At 61.3% G+C, this 15904-nt stretch carries 14 protein-coding genes and 2 tRNA genes; 8 read left to right on the plus strand and 8 right to left on the minus strand.

The features are described 5' to 3' along the window. Positions 1-349 precede the first annotated feature (349 nt). Complete coding sequence (locus NKH02_RS32305) at positions 350-1162, plus strand: DUF2189 domain-containing protein (RefSeq protein ID WP_352883808.1); 813 nt, start codon at positions 350-352, stop codon at positions 1160-1162. A gap of 56 nt (positions 1163-1218) precedes the next feature. Here NKH02_RS32305 and NKH02_RS32310 read toward each other — a convergent pair whose 3' ends face one another. The 7 genes from NKH02_RS32310 to NKH02_RS32340 form a co-directional block, all read right to left on the minus strand. Continuing rightward, a complete protein-coding gene (locus tag NKH02_RS32310; RefSeq protein WP_352871317.1) occupies positions 1219-1692 on the minus strand; it encodes an aminoacyl-tRNA deacylase in 474 nt (157 codons plus the stop codon). A gap of 147 nt (positions 1693-1839) precedes the next feature. Beyond that, positions 1840-2235, minus strand: coding sequence for a cytochrome C oxidase subunit IV family protein (locus tag NKH02_RS32315; protein ID WP_023757651.1), 396 nt, complete (start codon positions 2233-2235; stop codon positions 1840-1842). Between the two features lie 9 nt (positions 2236-2244). Further along, positions 2245-2964 carry a heme-copper oxidase subunit III family protein gene (locus tag NKH02_RS32320; protein WP_352883811.1) on the minus strand — a complete coding sequence of 240 codons (720 nt, stop codon included), beginning with the start codon at positions 2962-2964 and terminating at the stop codon, positions 2245-2247. A gap of 13 nt (positions 2965-2977) precedes the next feature. After that, the gene (locus NKH02_RS32325; RefSeq protein WP_352883814.1) at positions 2978-3682 is read right to left on the minus strand and encodes a cytochrome c oxidase subunit 3; all 705 of its coding nucleotides are present in this window, start codon (positions 3680-3682) and stop codon (positions 2978-2980) included. Continuing rightward, positions 3679-5448: a cytochrome c oxidase subunit I gene (gene ctaD / locus NKH02_RS32330; RefSeq protein WP_352883817.1), complete on the minus strand. Its 1770-nt coding sequence runs from the start codon at positions 5446-5448 to the stop codon at positions 3679-3681. The genes NKH02_RS32325 and ctaD overlap by 4 nt, the downstream gene beginning before the upstream one ends. A 21-nt stretch (positions 5449-5469) precedes the next feature. Further along, the gene (locus NKH02_RS32335; protein ID WP_352883820.1) at positions 5470-6390 is read right to left on the minus strand and encodes a cytochrome c oxidase subunit II; all 921 of its coding nucleotides are present in this window, start codon (positions 6388-6390) and stop codon (positions 5470-5472) included. 209 nt (positions 6391-6599) lie between these two features. Further along, a tRNA-Asn gene (locus NKH02_RS32340) sits at positions 6600-6674 on the minus strand. A gap of 221 nt (positions 6675-6895) precedes the next feature. Here NKH02_RS32340 and NKH02_RS32345 point away from each other — a divergent pair. After that, complete coding sequence (locus NKH02_RS32345; protein WP_352883823.1) at positions 6896-7153, plus strand: hypothetical protein; 258 nt, start codon at positions 6896-6898, stop codon at positions 7151-7153. 14 nt (positions 7154-7167) lie between these two features. Here NKH02_RS32345 and NKH02_RS32350 read toward each other — a convergent pair whose 3' ends face one another. Next, positions 7168-7302: a hypothetical protein gene (locus tag NKH02_RS32350; protein WP_352883826.1), complete on the minus strand. Its 135-nt coding sequence runs from the start codon at positions 7300-7302 to the stop codon at positions 7168-7170. A 293-nt stretch (positions 7303-7595) separates the two neighbouring features. Between NKH02_RS32350 and NKH02_RS32355 the strand changes: the two genes are divergently transcribed. The 6 genes from NKH02_RS32355 (at position 7596) to NKH02_RS32380 (ending at position 15784) form a co-directional block, all read left to right on the plus strand. Then, positions 7596-7669 (plus strand) — tRNA-Cys (locus tag NKH02_RS32355). Between the two features lie 90 nt (positions 7670-7759). Further along, positions 7760-8428: a protein-L-isoaspartate O-methyltransferase family protein gene (locus NKH02_RS32360; protein ID WP_352883828.1), complete on the plus strand. Its 669-nt coding sequence runs from the start codon at positions 7760-7762 to the stop codon at positions 8426-8428. 184 nt (positions 8429-8612) lie between these two features. Further along, positions 8613-10001 (plus strand): TolC family outer membrane protein, encoded by a 1389-nt coding sequence (locus NKH02_RS32365; RefSeq protein WP_352883831.1) that lies wholly within the window; start codon positions 8613-8615, stop codon positions 9999-10001. A 216-nt stretch (positions 10002-10217) separates the two neighbouring features. Beyond that, entirely contained in the window at positions 10218-11039 is an 822-nt protein-coding gene (locus NKH02_RS32370) for a DUF2497 domain-containing protein (protein WP_352883834.1), read from the plus strand. A gap of 365 nt (positions 11040-11404) precedes the next feature. Next, positions 11405-14188 carry a valine--tRNA ligase gene (locus tag NKH02_RS32375; RefSeq protein ID WP_352883837.1) on the plus strand — a complete coding sequence of 928 codons (2784 nt, stop codon included), beginning with the start codon at positions 11405-11407 and terminating at the stop codon, positions 14186-14188. A gap of 357 nt (positions 14189-14545) precedes the next feature. Continuing rightward, positions 14546-15784 (plus strand): outer membrane protein transport protein, encoded by a 1239-nt coding sequence (locus NKH02_RS32380; protein WP_352883839.1) that lies wholly within the window; start codon positions 14546-14548, stop codon positions 15782-15784. Positions 15785-15904 lie beyond the last annotated feature (120 nt).

Here is a 15904-nt window from a genome sequence, read left to right on the forward strand (position 1 = left end):
ACCTCATCCAGCGGATATCTTACCTTCGCACTCTGCCGACCATCAGGCAGATCCTTGAAATGACTCAGAAAAACAACCGTTTCCGACAACGCACCGGCATCGCAAGCCACATCGTCCATCCAAAGCATCCTCCAAAGAATCAGATGCTCTCGACAGATTCAGCTCCTAAACCCCTTGTCACGCGTTAACTCACCCGATTGCCCTGGGAGATCTCCCGACAAAGGGCGACAAGTCCCTGGCAAAAGAGTATGTTGATTGCGGTGCAGGTCGCGGTTTTGCGTGGCCATTCATGCAGAACGGCAGCACCGCGAAACCGCGACCTTACCGGACCCGCTCTGGAGGAACGGTCATGGCAAGCTTTCATGTGATAGCAGGCGCCAGCGAGACGCTGGAGCATACCAAAATTCGAAAAATCGGTATTTCCGACCTTTTCGACGCGCTCAAGCGTGGCGTCGACGATTTCATGGTCAAACCGTCGCACATCGTCTTTCTCTGCCTCATCTATCCGCTCGTGGGAGTCGTGCTCGCCGTCTGGACGTCGGGCGCCAATGCATTGCCGCTGTTGTTTCCGCTGGTCTCCGGTTTTGCGCTGATTGGCCCTTTCGCGGCGATAGGTCTCTATGAAATCAGCCGCAGACGGGAAGCCAGACTCGACACCTCCTGGAGGCACGCTTTCGAGGTCAGGAATTCTCCGGCGCTGCCGGCCATCGCGGCGGTCGGGATCATGCTGTTTGCAATCTTCATCACATGGCTTTTGACCGCCCAGCTATTTTACCAGTATCTCTTCGGCCCGGCGCCGCCGGCATCGATATCCGGCTTCATCAACGAAATATTCGCCACCGGACGCGGCTGGACGCTGATCATCCTAGGGCACGCCATCGGCTTCGTCTTCGCTGCGGTCGTCTTGTGCACAACGGTCGTCGCTTTCCCATTGTTGCTCGACCGCGACGTCGGCGCCTACGAAGCCATCCACACCTCGGTGCGCGCGGTGCTGGCGAACCCGATCACCATGGCTGTCTGGGGGCTGATTGTCGCCGTCGCCCTGATCATCGGCTCGCTGCCGGTGTTCGCCGGGCTGGCCGTCGTGTTGCCGATCCTCGGGCACGCCACCTGGCATGTCTACCGCAAGGTGGTGGAGCCGCCCGCCAGATCGACGAGTTGAGGAAGTTCCGCCTCACCGCACCGGCGAGGGTGCCGTTGCGGGTTTGATCGAAGCCGTCAGTAAGCCGGATGGCTGAAGCGGGCCTGGTATGCGCCCATGGTCAGGTTGCGGAAATCCTTGCCGCTGACATGCACCAGCGTTTTATGGTCGCCGCCTTCGAAGTAGACGTCGTTGGCGTCGCCAAGGCTTTCATCGACGATCACCGGCACATTGTAGGCCGCACCGATGGGCGGGATGGCGCCAGTGTCGCAATCGCCGAAGAGCGAAATCATCTCGTCTTCGGAGGCGAGTCCGAGACGCTTGTCCATGACGTCTTGCAATGTGCCGAGCTCGATCCTGTGGGTGCTCGGAACCACGGCCACTGCATAGCCAAGTTCGTGGTGAACGACCACGGATTTCGCCATGATGCTGCCGGGCACATGCGCGGCTATTGCCGCCTGCCGGCTTGTCGAAGTGCGATGATGAGCGACGGTGTCGTAGGAAATTCCCTTGCTGTCGATGAAGTCCTTCAGTCTGTTTGCGATCGTCATCTTGGCCTCCCTTGCCGGAGTTCGCCGGATCATGCTCTGATAAAAATGGACCAGCTGCCGATTGTTTCAAGGCGCCGGCACCGAACTGGACGCACGCCGCATGCGTGGGTCCAGACCGGAAATGCCCGGGCAAATCCGGTTTGCGTGTCAGGGCCCGGACCCGAAGAACGTCAGCCGGGTGAAAAGCGTATAATCCGCTTCGAGGACCATCATCGTCACGAACACCAGCACCAGTATCGGCGGCAGGATGATCGCATAGGCCAGCGCCAGCCGTTCCCAGGCCATGTGCATGAAGACGGCGACGATCAGCCCTGCCTTGAGGATCATGAAGATCAGGATCAGCGACCATCTGAGATAGCCATGGAGGCCGAAATAATCGACCAGGTAGGAGCACGTGCTGAGGATGAACAGCCATGCCCAGACCACCAGATAGAGCTTGATCGGATGTTCCTGATGCGCGTCGGCATGGGCGACGGCCGCCGGCGCTTCATGCGCAGCGTGAAGTGCGTGTTGCCCGAGGCCGTTTGCGGTTGCTTCAGCCATTTTTTCCTCTCACCAAAGATAGAAGAATGCGAAGATGAACACCCAGACCAGATCGACGAAGTGCCAGTACAGCCCCATGATCTCGACATTCTCGTAGCGCCCCGTGCGGCTGGTGAAGAAGCCGCGTCGCCCGGTGTCGAAATCTCCGCGCCAGACCTTGCGCGCAACGATGATCAGGAAGATCACCCCGATCGTCACATGGGTGCCGTGGAAACCGGTGATCATGAAGAAAGACGAACCGAATTGTGCTGCGCCCCAGGGGTTGCCCCAGGGCCGCACCCCTTCCGTGATCAGCTTGGTCCATTCGAAGGCTTGCATGCCGACAAAGGTCGCGCCGAGCGCCGCGGTCAGAAGCATGAGGATTGCCGTCTTGCGGCGGTCGCGGCGATAGCCGAAATTGACCGCCATGGCCATCGTTCCGCTGCTCGAGATCAGCACGAAGGTCATGATGGCAATAAGGATCAGCGGGATATCCGAGCCGCCGATGCGAAGCGCGAAGACCTCGCTCGGATTGGGCCATGGCACGCGTGTCGAAATGCGCGCGGTCATGTAGGAGAGCAGGAAGCAGCCGAAGATAAAGGTGTCGCTGAGCAGGAATATCCACATCATGGCCTTGCCCCAGGACACGTTCTTGAACGCCCGCTGATCCGAGGACCAGTCGGCGGCAATGCCTTGCCAGCCCGCGGGCCTTGGCTCCGTCTGGCTGATATGCGTGACTGTCTCTGCCATCCGCTTGATCCCCTTAGGTCAGCAATTGTCGGCAAATGTCGATGAACGTCGCGGCCCAACCCGCCAGCAGGGCGAAGATGGCGAGCCAGACGAAGAGCAGGAAATGCCAGTACATGGCGCACAGTTCGACGCCGAGGCGAAGCCGCTCCGGCCGCGCTCCATTCCAGGCGCTGGCGGTCGTTCTGCCGAGGCCCACCAGCCCGCCCAATATGTGCAGGCCATGCATGCCGGTGATCAGGTAGAAGAAGCTGTTGGCCGGATTGGAGGTCAGAAAATAGCCGTCGGCGGTCAGCTGCCGCCATGCCATGAGCTGTCCGATCAGGAAGGCGAGCGCCGTGAGCCCGGCCGTGGCGAGGCCGAGCCTGACCATGTCGATCTGGCCCCTGCGCGCGGCGACGACGGCGCATTGCAGGGCTATGCTGCTCAGGACCAGCACGCCGGTATTGAGCCAGAGCAGCCGCGGCAGCGGCAGCGGCTGCCAGTCCGACACCGCCATCCGCATGAAATAAGCGCTGGTGAAGAGCGCGAACAGGCAGCCGACGACAGCGAGGAAGACACCGAGGCCGATCTTGGCGGTGGGCAGCGCCGACCGGTCGAGGCCGATAAAATCACCGGCCAGACCTTGTTCGAGCCATGGCTTGGTCATCAGCCTCTGGTGCGAAAGCCACCATCCGGCAAAGCCGGCGATGACGAACAGGAAGACGAGGATGACGCTCATGCCGGCTCCCTCGAGGGGCCGAAGGAGCCCGGTATGTTCTGCGGGATGAAATCCTCCTTGGCGCCCGGTACGCTGTAATCATAGGCCCAGCGATAGACGATCGGCAGGTCCTTGCCGAAATTGCCGTGGGCCGGCGGTGTTTGCGGCGTCTGCCATTCGAGGGTCGTGGCCCGCCACGGATTGCCGCCGGCTTCGCGGCCATGGCGGATGCTCCAGATCAGATTGAACAGGAACACCAACTGGGCAAAGCCGACGATGAACGCCATGACGCTGATGAACGAGTTCAGGTGGTGGGCTGACTCCGTCATGACAGTCATGTCGGTCAGTTCAGCATAGCGCCGCGGCACGCCCATCAGGCCGAGGTAGTGCATGGGGAAGAAAATCAGGTAGGCGCCGAGGAAGGTGACCCAGAAATGGAACCGGCCCAGCATTTCGTTGAGCATCCGGCCGGTGACCTTCGGGTACCAATGATAGATCGCGCCAAAAACCACGAGGATCGGGGCGACGCCCATGACCATATGGAAGTGGGCGACGACGAACATCGTGTCGGACAGCGGAACATCGACGACCACATTGCCCAGAAACAACCCGGTCAGCCCACCGTTGACAAAGGTGACGATGAAGGCCAGGGCAAAGAGCATGGGTATGGTGAGATGGATGTCGCCACGCCACAGGGTCAGCACCCAATTGTAGACCTTGATGGCGGTCGGAATGGCGATGATCAGCGTCGTGGTGGCGAAGAAGAAGCCGAAATAGGGGTGCATGCCGCTGACATACATGTGGTGCGCCCAGACCACGAAGCTCAGCGCGCCAATGCCGACGATGGCCCAAACCATCATCCGATAACCGAAGATGTTCTTGCGTGCATGGGTGCTGATCAGGTCGGAGACGATGCCGAAGGCCGGCAACGCCACGATGTAGACCTCGGGATGGCCGAAGAACCAGAACAGGTGCTGGAACAGGATCGGGCTGCCGCCATTGTGCTGCAGTTGCTCGCCCAGCTCGGAGATCGCCGGCATGAAGAAGCTGGTGCCGAGGACGCGGTCGAGCAGCATCATCACGCAGGCGACGAACAGCGCCGGAAAGGCGAGCAACGCCATGACGGTCGCCGTGAAGATGCCCCAGACGGTCAGCGGCAGGCGCATCATCGTCATGCCGCGCGTGCGGCCCTGCAGCACCGTCACCACATAGTTCAGGCCGCCCATCGTGAAACCGATGATGAACAGGATCAGCGAGGAGAGCATCAGGATGATGCCCCAGTCCTGGCCGCCCGGCGTGCCGCTCATGATGGCTTGTGGCGGGTAGAGCGTCCAGCCGGCGCCCGTCGGTCCGCCGGGTGCAAAGAAGCTCGACACCAGGACCAGCACGGCGAGCAGGTAGATCCAGTAGCTCAGCATGTTGACATAGGGAAAGACCATGTCGCGCGCGCCGACCATCAATGGGATCAGATAGTTGCCGAAGCCGCCGAGGAAGAGGGCGGTGAGCAGGTAGATCACCATGATCATGCCGTGCATGGTGATGAACTGGTAGTAGGCTTCAGGGGTGATGAAGTCGAACGTGCCGGGGAAGCCGAGTTGCAGCCGCATCAGCCAGGATAGCACCAGGGCGACCAGGCCGATTCCGGTTGCCGTCGCCGAATACTGGATGGCGATGACCTTGGCGTCCTGCGAGAAGACGTATTTCGTCCACCAGCTGTGCGGATGGTAGAGTTCCATTTCCGCGACTTCGGCCGGGGGGATGCCATCCGCGGGCGTGATGTCGACCATAGGAAGACCTCCGTGTCCTTTTCAGCGAGACTCGACCGTTTCGAGCTTTGCCGCAATTTTCAAACCTGGCGCTATCGTCTTGTCCGGCGCCATCGTTTTCCCCGGTGCCACCGTCTTCCCCGGCGCGTTGTCTGCCGCGCCCGTTTGCTGGGGTACCGACAATTGCGCGAAAGTCTGCTGCTGGCCGAGCCAGGCCACATAGTCTTGCTGCGTGTCGACCATGACCACACCATGCATCAAAGGATGCCCTTGGCCGCAAAGTTCGGCGCACAGGACCTGAAAGGTTCCGGTCTTGGTCGGGGTGAACCAGAAATAGGTGACCGAGCCCGGGATCATGTCCATCTTGGCGCGGAATTCCGGCACATAGAAATCATGCAGCACATCGATCGAGCGGAGCAGCATCTTGACCGGTTTGCCGACCGGCAGATGCAGATCAGCCGCTTCGACCACGACATCGTCCTGACCATTGGGATCGCTGGCGATCACGCCCAACGGATTGTCGGCGGTGACCTCGCGGGTGTCGGATGTGCCAAGCTTGCCGTCCTTGCCGGGCAGACGGAAACTCCATTGCCACTGCTGGCCGACGACTTCGACCTCTGTTGCGTCGCTCGGGACGTTGACGAAGCGGCTCCAGACGAACAGGCCGGGAACCAGCAACGCCGTGACCCCGACCGCGGTGACGATCGTCAGCCACGATTCGAGCCGCTTGTTCTCCGGCTCGTAGGCAGCCCGGTTCCCTTCCCGATGACGGAAGCGGAAGACGCAATAGGCCATGAATAAAACCACGGCGGCGAAGACGACGCCGGTAATCCAGAAGGTGATGATGATGGTGTTGTCGATATAGCCCCAGTTCGAGGCAATCGGCGTCCACCACCAAGGACTCAGCAGGTGAAACATCACCGAGCCCACAACGACCAAAACGAGTACAAGCGCTACGGCCATGTCCCGTCCCTCCCGGCATTCTGGAGGACGCGAAGCTGGTCCCGGCGAATGCCAAGGTCATCATAGCTCTTTTTTCGGTTGAAATTCCAGAGCCGACTATCTTGACGGGAAAAATGTCGCCAACATCAACTCCTGAAGATGCTCGCTGTCGAGGAAGGAGTATCTGGAGTGCAACCGCGCGCAGGCGGGCGTTCGCAGTTTGGATTAATTGGCTCCCCGGGCCGGATTCGAACCAGCGACCAACCGGTTAACAGCCGGTTGCTCTACCACTGAGCTACCGGGGAACGGGCTCTTATGCGAGTTGCGCAGCGTATAGCTGCCCTTTTCGGCTTTGCAAAGAAGCAATTCGAATTTTTTCGAGGCTTTTTCGCACAGGCGTTTCTCGCAATCGTCGAGGGATGCCCTCATATTAGCCGTCTTGGCAGGGTATGGAACCGAAAGCGCGGCCGCGGCTTTGGTTCAAGGGTGCTCCAGGACGATCAGAACGGGTCAATTTTTCGAGACGATGACAGCACAAGACAACCAGATGCCGGCGCGCAAAATCTCAGTTTTCGGGCGTGAGTTCAAAATGCCGCGCTCGCGCGGGCTCAGAATCACCATCGGTCTCGTGCTGACCATTGGCGGCATCCTCGGGTTCCTGCCGATCCTCGGCTTCTGGATGGTTCCGCTCGGATTGCTGGTGCTTTCTTATGAATTCGCCATGGTGCGCCGCCACCGGCGCCGCTTTGTCGTCTGGTGGGAACGGCGACGCCGGCCGGATTGACGGCCAGGCACGCCTCAACGGACGGCGTGCTCTTCCAGTGCCTCGCGGATCTGCTTGAGAATCGCCGCGGCCGAGGCAAGCCTTGCCCTGTCGTGCGGTGACAGGTTGCCCGCGCCTTCGATGGACAGGCGGTCGATGGCGTAGCGCAAAAGCTCTCCGCACGGCGGACAGGCTGGGCGGCGCGTTCTTGTCGTTTTTTTTCACCATTGCCTGGCGCATGGCTTCGCCTCCTGCCGTGATCGACACATGGACCGTCGAAGGGTTTCTTCCCGCCGTGGGTCATGCTTAAGAATCCGCTAATGTGGCGGCGAGGCTTGGGCCTGACGATTTGACAGGGGCTGCCCGGATTGGCGCGGAGGAAACCGTTCGGAATGCACGGTGGCCGCTTGACGGCATTTTCGCCGCAACCTATTGGAACCGGGTGGAACGCCGGGAGCAATGAGGCCTCGTGGCGGAGTGGTTACGCAGAGGACTGCAAATCCTTGCACCCCGGTTCGATTCCGGGCGAGGCCTCCAATGCCCGGGCCCCCGCGCAGCAGCGCAGGGGCCTGAAGTTCCTGACATAATGAACCGCGGTTCTGGCGCGGCAAGCGGATTGGTTGGGACATGAGCGCTGATTTCTCCGAACTTCGCGTCAAGATGGTCGATGGCCAGGTTCGCACCACCGATGTGACCAGCGCGCCACTGCTCGACGCCATGCTTGTCGTGCCAAGAGAGGTCTTTGTCGGCGCCGCTCAGCGCGATCTCGCCTATATCGACGAGGACATCCGCATTGCGGCCGGCGCCGACGGCGCGCGCTACCTGATGGAAGCCTCGCCGCTGGCCAAGCTCATCCAGCTGGCCGAGATCAACCCGACCGACTCGGCGCTCGATGTCGGCTGCGGCACGGGCTACGCTTCGGCCATCCTGTCGCGGCTGGCCAGGGCCGTGGTGGCGCTCGAAAGCGATTCGGCACTGGCGGAAACGGCCAGATCGACGCTTTCATCGCTTGGCTGCGGCAATGTGACCGTTGTCCAGGGGGCTCTGCCGCAAGGGCATGCCGCCCAGGCGCCCTATGATGTCATCTTCGTTGGCGGCAGTGTCGCGGAAGTCCCGGCGCCGCTGCTTGACCAGCTTGCCGAAGGCGGCCGGCTTGTCGCCGTCGAAGGGCAGGGCAATTCCGGCGTGGCCCGACTTTTTTTTAAGGCCGGGGGGGTTGTAACCGGAAGACGCGCGTTTAATGCGGCAATTAAGCCACTACCGGGATTTGAACGCATTCATGCCTTCGAGTTCTGAATGATTTTGCCTTGCGGCAGAGGCTTTGTCATGGTCGCTTGCATTTGAACAATCGTTGCTGATCCGCAAACTGGGGGCACTTTGGGGCTGAGCAGCAGGGAACATCGAACACGCGGCGCCGGCTGATCAGAATGAAAAGCCGGTGCGGCGCAGTTCCCATGGAAAAACGAATGAGGGTTTAACCGTGCCGTCTGTACGCAAGTCACTTTTCACCGCCGTCCTCGTTTCGGCGACCATGCTGTCCCCACTGGCCGCTTCGGCCGAAACCATCTCCGGCGCGCTTGCAAAGGCCTATCAGTACAATTCTTCGCTGAATTCGGCTCGCGCCGGCGTCCGTGTCACCGATGAGGGCGTCGCCATCGCCAAGTCGGGCTGGCGTCCGACCATCAACGGCTCCGCGGAAATCGACTATTCCAGCAGCCATCTTAACGGTACGGATCGGAGTATACGGCTAACCACCGGAAATTTTGGCGTCCAGATCAATCAGACGCTGTTCGACGGCTTTCAGACCAGGAACAATGTCGCTGCAGCCGAATCACAGGTTCGCGCATCGGTCGAAAGCCTGCGCAACACCGAAGAGAACACCCTGTTCAGCGCGGCGCAGGCGTATATGAACGTGATTCGCGACCGGCAGGTCGCAGTGCTGACCGAGCAGAACCTGCAATTCCTGACCGAAACGGCGCGCGCGGCGCGTTCGCGCTTCGAGGTTGGCGAAGGCACGCGCACCGATGTGGCACAGGCTGATGCTTCGCGGGCCGCCGCCGTGGCATCGCTGAGTGCCGCCCGGGCGCAGGCACTGGCGAGTGCCGCGAGCTATCGCCAGATCGTCGGCGACGAACCAGGCAAGCTCAAAGGCGCTTCGCCGGTGGCAAAGCTGTTGCCGTCGAGCCTGGCCGCCGCCATCGGGGTGGCCTCGAACGAGCACCCGGCCATCCTAGCCACCCAGCATCTGGTCGACGCAGCCGCGTTTTCAGTTAAGTCGGCCGAAGGCGCGCTGCTGCCGCAGCTTTCGGCCTCCGCCGGCGTTTCGAGCGCCTATCGCAACACTGTGCCGGGTGCCTTCGCGACGCAGGACGGAACGACCAATTCGGCGAGTGTCGGGGCAACGCTGACCATCCCGATCTATTCTGGTGGCCGCACCTCGGCCATCGTGCGCCAGGACAAGGAATCGCTCAGCCAGGCTCGCATCGAGGTCGACGTCAGCCGCGACCAGGTGCGACAGGCCGTCACCGCCGCATGGACCGAGTACACCGCCGCGCAGCAGCAGCTGACGGCGAACAGGCAAGTCATCGAGGCCGCGAAGCTGGCGTTAAATGGCGTCATCGAAGAACGCAATGTCGGCCAGCGCACCACGCTCGATGTCCTCAACGCACAGGCTACGGTCATCACCGCCGAGATCAACCAGGCGAGTTATGAGCATGACGTGGTGGTGGCGAGCTACGCCATCCTGCAGGCGACCGGCCGCCTGTCCGTCGACCGCCTTGGCTTGCAGGTGACGAAATACAAGCCTGAAGAGCACTACAATGCAGTCAAGGACAAATGGATCGGCCTGCGCACGCCGGACGGGCGCTGAGGGCGTTCGGTCCGGGCTTTGCCGTCTCGCCGTTTGAGCTGGATTTTTTGCTCCGCTGCTCTTGGCTTTGAAGATCGCGCTAATCTGTTGAAATCCCACAAGTCCCCAGATTGGGGATTCTCGTGCGGCGATCCGTCGGCTACGCTGTCGCCATGATTCGATCCGGTTTTGCCGGAGCGGAAATCCACAGGGTCACAAAAGGCGGCGGATGTGACGATGGCAACGGCAAGCAGCGCACAGCGCGAACCTTCCATGGAAGAGATACTGGCTTCCATCAGGCGAATAATTGAGGACAGCGACGGCGGCCGCAAGCAGCCGGGCGACGCCGATGAGTTGCGCCAGGATCTGGAGCCGGCGTCGAGCGCCGATGCTGCTGCCCCCGACGTCGCGGCATTCCGTGCCGACCTCCATGCCGCTCCCGAGGTCAGGCAGCCGGTGACGCTGGCGGAAGTCCAGGCGCAGCTGCCGGCGGCCGAGCCGGTGAGTGCGCGTATGGAAACGCCGGTGCGCGCCGATCCCACCCCCACAAAGCCATCGATGACACTTGCCGAGGTCAGCGCCCGGGTTGCCGCCGAGCCGGCCGCGGTCGACGCGCCGGCACCGCGTCCCGTCACTGCCCCCGACGCTCCCGTTGCCGATTGGCGGCGCGAGATCGCCACAGTTGGTGAGCAGGCCAAAATGGTGTCGGACAAGGCCGAGGCACGCAAGCCGGTTACCCAGCCGCCGGTCGACGATTCAAGGCACGAACCGAGCGCGAAAGCAGCCTCCGAGCCGCCTCGTCCGGACGCGGTACGGCCGGTGCCAGTTAGTGACGCGCCGCGTCCGGCGATCGTTTCCGAGCATACGGGCCGGCAGGTTGCCGCCGCCTTTGGCGAGCTTTCCGATGCGTTCGCCAGCCGCGGCAAGAAGACATTCGACGAGATGGCCGAAGAGATGCTGCGCCCGATGCTGCAGGATTGGCTCGACAACAATCTGCCGACGCTGGTCGAAAGGCTGGTGCGCGAGGAGATCGAGCGCGTGGCGCGCGGCGCGCAGTAGTATCCGTATCGATTGCCAAAAAGAGACGGCGCCTCCGTGGCGCCGTCTCTTTTGGGCGAAGGTCAGTTTGTATTCGTGGCGAGGCAGACAGGTTTTCGCCGGAATCCCTGACGACAATGGGCCGTGTACGACATCTTCTACGTTCACCGCTCGGACCACGGCAATGACTGTCCGGCATACGGAAAGCCTTATTGGGCGCCAAGGGCGAAGTCCTGCGCCGAATGGGGGCATGGCTTCCGTTGAAATGACCATGGCCACGCCTATCTGCCTGTGATGGCCCGCGACAGCCCTTGCGGTTGACTTGGCCAAGACCTTCCGATTTACACCGGACCAGCAAAACTCCCGACAGCGCGGACCATTTTCCCATGCTTGAAAAGACCTACGACGCCAAAACCGTCGAGCCGAAGATCGCCAAAGTCTGGGAAGAGGCCGATGCGTTTCGCGCCGGTGCCGGGGCCGAGGAGGGGGCCGAGGCCTTCACCATCGTCATCCCGCCGCCGAACGTGACCGGCTCGCTGCATATGGGGCACGCGCTCAACAACACTCTGCAGGACATATTGGTGCGCTTCGAGCGGATGCGCGGCAAGAACGTGCTGTGGCAGCCGGGCATGGACCATGCCGGCATCGCCACGCAGATGGTGGTCGAGCGGCAGTTGATGGAAAAGCAGATCCATCGCCGCGACCTGACGCGCGAACAGTTCATCGAGAAAGTGTGGGAGTGGAAGGGCGAATCCGGCGGCGCGATCTTCAACCAGCTGAAGCGGCTCGGCGCTTCCGCCGACTGGTCACGCGAACGCTTCACCATGGACGAAGGCCTGTCCAAGGCGGTGCTCGAAGTGTTCGTCACGCTTTACAAGGAAGGGCTGATCTACAAGGACAAGCGCCTTGTGAACTGGGACCCCAAGCTGCTGACCGCGATCTCCGATCTCGAGGTCGAGCAGCAGGAGGTCAACGGCAATCTCTGGCACTTCCGCTATCCGATCGAGGGCCAGGTCTTCGACCCGGAAAACCTGAAAACCTTCATCACCGTGGCAACGACGCGCCCCGAGACGATGCTGGGCGACACGGCCGTTGCCGTGCATCCCGACGACGAGCGTTTCCGGCACCTGGTCGGCGGGAACATCGTTCTGCCGATCGTCGGCCGCAAAATTCCCGTGGTGGCGGATGAGTATTCCGATCCTGAGAAGGGCTCCGGTGCGGTCAAGATCACGCCGGCGCACGACTTCAACGACTTCGAGGTCGGCAAGCGCCACAAGCTGCCGGCGATCAACATCCTGACCACGGCGGCGGCGGTAAGCCTCAAGGACAATGAGGATTTTCTTGCCGGTCTCGAGGTGACGCCGGAGCGCCAGACGGTCTGGGACGAGCTCGACGGCCTCGACCGCTTCGTCGCGCGCAAGAAGATCGTCGAGCTGATGGAAGAAGGCGGCTTCCTCGAAAAGGTCGAGCCGCATCGCCACGCCGTGCCGCATGGCGACCGCGGCGGCGTGCCGATCGAGCCGTTCCTGACCGAGCAGTGGTATGCCAACGCGGCGGAGCTGGCCAAACCGGCGATCGCCTCGGTGCGCGAGGGCCGCACCAACTTCGTGCCGAAGAACTGGGAGAAGACCTATTTCGACTGGATGGAGAACATCCAGCCCTGGTGCATCTCGCGCCAGCTCTGGTGGGGTCACCAGATCCCGGCCTGGTACGGGCCGGACGGGCGTGTCTTCGTCGAGAAGACCGAGGAAGAGGCGCTGGGCGCGGCGATCGAGTATTATCTGGCGCTGGAAGGGCCGTGGAAGGCCTGGGTCGAGGACAAGCTCGAGAATTTCCAGCCGGGCGAGATCCTGACCCGCGACGAGGACGTGCTCGACACCTGGTTCTCGTCGGCGCTGTGGCCGTTCTCGACGCTCGGCTGGCCGGACGAGACGCCCGAGCTGAAGACCTATTACCAGACCGACGTGCTGGTGACCGGCTTCGACATCATCTTCTTCTGGGTCGCCCGCATGATGATGATGGGCCTGCACTTCATGGACGAGGAGCCGTTCCACACGGTCTATGTCCATGCGCTGGTGCGCGACAAGAACGGGCAGAAGATGTCGAAGTCGAAAGGCAACGTCATCGACCCGCTCGATCTCATCGACGAATACGGCGCCGATGCGCTGCGTTTCACCCTGACGGTGATGGCAGCGCAAGGCCGCGACGTGAAGCTCGACCCGGCGCGCATCGCCGGCTATCGAAATTTCGGCACCAAGCTTTGGAACGCGACGCGTTTTGCCGAGATGAACGAGGTCGCGCGCAACGACGATTTCTGGCTGAACGACGCCAAGCTGGCGGTCAACCGCTGGATCCTGACCGAACTGACGCGGGCGGCGCGAGACATTACGGACGGCATCACCTCATACCGCTTCAACGAAGCGGCCGGTGCTGCCTACCGCTTCGTCTGGAACCTGTTCTGCGACTGGTATCTGGAACTGCTGAAGCCGGTGTTCATGGGCGCCGACGAGGCGGCCAAGGCCGAAAGCCGCGCCTGCGTCGCCTTCGTGCTGGATGAAATCTACAAGCTGCTGCATCCGATGATGCCGTTCATGACCGAGGAACTGTGGGCGCAGACCGCGGGCGAAGGCAAGGAACGGCCTTCGCTGCTGTGCCATGCCGCATGGCCATCGCCGGACTTCGAGGACGCGGATGCCGCCGCCGACATCAACTGGCTGGTCGATCTCGTCTCCGGCATCCGCTCCGTGCGCTCGGAGATGAACGTGCCGCCGGCAGCCATTGCACCGCTGGTCGTGGTCGGCGCCAACGATGCGACGCGCGAGCGGCTGGTTCGCGAGGACTCGGCGATCAAGCGGCTGGCGCGGGTTGGCGACATCTCGCTCGCCGATGTCGCGCCAAAGGGTTCGGCGCAGATCGTGCTCAACGAGGCGACGATCTGCCTGCCGCTCGGCAGCCTGATCGATCTCGCCGCCGAGGCGGCACGACTGCGGAAGGAACTGGCCAAGGTTACCGAGGAAATCGCGCGCCTGCACAAGAAGCTCTCGAACGAAAGATTCGTCGCGAGCGCGCCAGCCGAGATCGTCGACGCCGAGCGTGAAAAGCTCGCCGAATATCGCGACGCGCAGGAGAAGCTTTCGGTCGCGTTGACCAGGGTTCGCGACGCCGGTTGAGGGTAGAGTCGCGAGGCTTTAGCGCCCTCTAAAATGGCAGAATTTTGCCTCGAAAACAGGCATTCCGTTGCGTTAATGTTGACGTAAACGGAAGATTTAGCCCCATTGTTGCCATAATGTAACAATGGGGCCGGATACCCTGCAAAATGCCCTCTTCTTGGGCCGTTTTGGAGACGTTTCGCCGATTTTGTTTGTTCGTTTGCACTCAAATGCCGGGTTTTCGGTCTTGCGGGAGCGTCGGAACTTTGCCGAAAACGCACTCTGATCAACTGTACGTGTACGCTTCTTGAATTCGTTGTTGCACCGTTAACCTGAATTGGTTCTAGCTTGATGCACTCGAATTCGGGGAGGACATTCATGACTATTCTGCGACTGAAGGCACTGCTGGGGGCGGGGTGCTTTTCGCTGGCTTTGATCGGGACAGCGATGAATTCGGCGCACGCTGGCGGCCTGGAGCGCGGCGGTTACGACATCGATCTTTTGTTTGACCCCGCGCCGTTCGCTACGGAAGCGGAAGCGACCTACGTGATGCCGGATCGCAAGCTCAAGAATGCACGCGGTCCTGGGGAGACCGACCTCGGTTTCGGGACCACGGCCGATGGGGCCGAGAACTATTGGGTCCCGCGCATCGGCGCGAAGGCCCAAATCGTCCAGGGCGTCGACTGTATGGTTGATTACTCGCAGCCTTGGGGCGCTCATGTTGCGCACGGCATCTGGAACGGTGCGTTTTCCAACATGGAAACGGACATCAAGAGCGACAACTACGCGGGCACCTGCTCGTACAAGATGGATGCGGGCAAGGGTCAACTTCGCTTCATCGGCGGCGTCTTTTACCAGAAGGTCTACGGCTTCAAGGAAAGCCTGGTCTCGCCCTTTGTGCCCGACTTCGGGGGCACGGGTCGCGTCGACTTGACGAGCAACGGCTGGGGCTGGCGTGCCGGCCTTGCTTACGAAATCCCGGACATCGCATTGCGGGCGAGCCTCGTCTACAATTCGAAGGTCAAGCTCGACAACATCTCGGGCACGCTCGATCTGACGAATGTCGGCGGCACCGTCATCCCGATCTACGGCTCGACGCAGTACATGCCGGATGTGGTGGAGCTGAAATTGCAGTCGGGCATCGCGCCCGGATGGCTCGCCTTTGGCTCGATCAAGTGGGTCAATTGGAGCGTTTTGCAAAGCGTTCCGATTTGTGCGGTGGGTACTCCTGGTGCGCTATGCGTCACGGGCGACAAAGCTCATTCAGCCCAGTTGACCTCTCTCGACCTGATGTATCGTGACGGCTGGACGGTTACAGGCGGCATTGGCCACAAGTTCAACGATCAATGGGCGGCCGCCGGCCAGCTTTCTTGGGATCGTGGCACTTCGCACGGCTATGGCTCTCAGTCAGATACGTGGACGTTGGGTGGTGGCGTGGCCTACACCCCGAAGCCCAATATCGAAGTTCGTCTGGCAGGTGCGATCGGAGTGCTGACCAGCGGCCATTCCGGTATGTTGGCCGGAGACAATGGTTATGTTGCTGGCGATGACGCTAGCTATGACTTCGGCAACGATCTGGTCACGGCAATTTCTGGCGGCATCAAGGTCAAGTTCTAACCTACTGGAACTCAACAGAAAAGGCCGGGCATTGCCCTAATGCAGTTCACTTAAGTTGGGCTGGATGAGGATCTGGTAAGACCTATCGAGCAGGATGGAGATTCGTTTCCATCCTGTTCG

It is taken from the genome of Mesorhizobium sp. M1396, from assembly GCF_040317725.1.
Classification (GTDB): domain Bacteria; phylum Pseudomonadota; class Alphaproteobacteria; order Rhizobiales; family Rhizobiaceae; genus Mesorhizobium.

What these genes read in the sequence shown, in the direction of transcription:
- NKH02_RS32305 (WP_352883808.1), top strand. Translation starts at nt 350, where the DNA reads ATGGCAAGCTTTCATGTGATAGCAGGCGCCAGCGAGACGCTGGAGCAT.
- NKH02_RS32310 (WP_352871317.1), bottom strand. Translation starts at nt 1,692, where the DNA reads ATGACGATCGCAAACAGACTGAAGGACTTCATCGACAGCAAGGGAATT.
- NKH02_RS32315 (WP_023757651.1), bottom strand. Translation starts at nt 2,235, where the DNA reads ATGGCTGAAGCAACCGCAAACGGCCTCGGGCAACACGCACTTCACGCT.
- NKH02_RS32320 (WP_352883811.1), bottom strand. Translation starts at nt 2,964, where the DNA reads ATGGCAGAGACAGTCACGCATATCAGCCAGACGGAGCCAAGGCCCGCG.
- NKH02_RS32325 (WP_352883814.1), bottom strand. Translation starts at nt 3,682, where the DNA reads ATGAGCGTCATCCTCGTCTTCCTGTTCGTCATCGCCGGCTTTGCCGGA.
- ctaD (WP_352883817.1), bottom strand. Translation starts at nt 5,448, where the DNA reads ATGGTCGACATCACGCCCGCGGATGGCATCCCCCCGGCCGAAGTCGCG.
- NKH02_RS32335 (WP_352883820.1), bottom strand. Translation starts at nt 6,390, where the DNA reads ATGGCCGTAGCGCTTGTACTCGTTTTGGTCGTTGTGGGCTCGGTGATG.
- NKH02_RS32345 (WP_352883823.1), top strand. Translation starts at nt 6,896, where the DNA reads ATGACAGCACAAGACAACCAGATGCCGGCGCGCAAAATCTCAGTTTTC.
- NKH02_RS32360 (WP_352883828.1), top strand. Translation starts at nt 7,760, where the DNA reads ATGAGCGCTGATTTCTCCGAACTTCGCGTCAAGATGGTCGATGGCCAG.
- NKH02_RS32370 (WP_352883834.1), top strand. Translation starts at nt 10,218, where the DNA reads ATGGCAACGGCAAGCAGCGCACAGCGCGAACCTTCCATGGAAGAGATA.
- NKH02_RS32375 (WP_352883837.1), top strand. Translation starts at nt 11,405, where the DNA reads ATGCTTGAAAAGACCTACGACGCCAAAACCGTCGAGCCGAAGATCGCC.
- NKH02_RS32380 (WP_352883839.1), top strand. Translation starts at nt 14,546, where the DNA reads ATGACTATTCTGCGACTGAAGGCACTGCTGGGGGCGGGGTGCTTTTCG.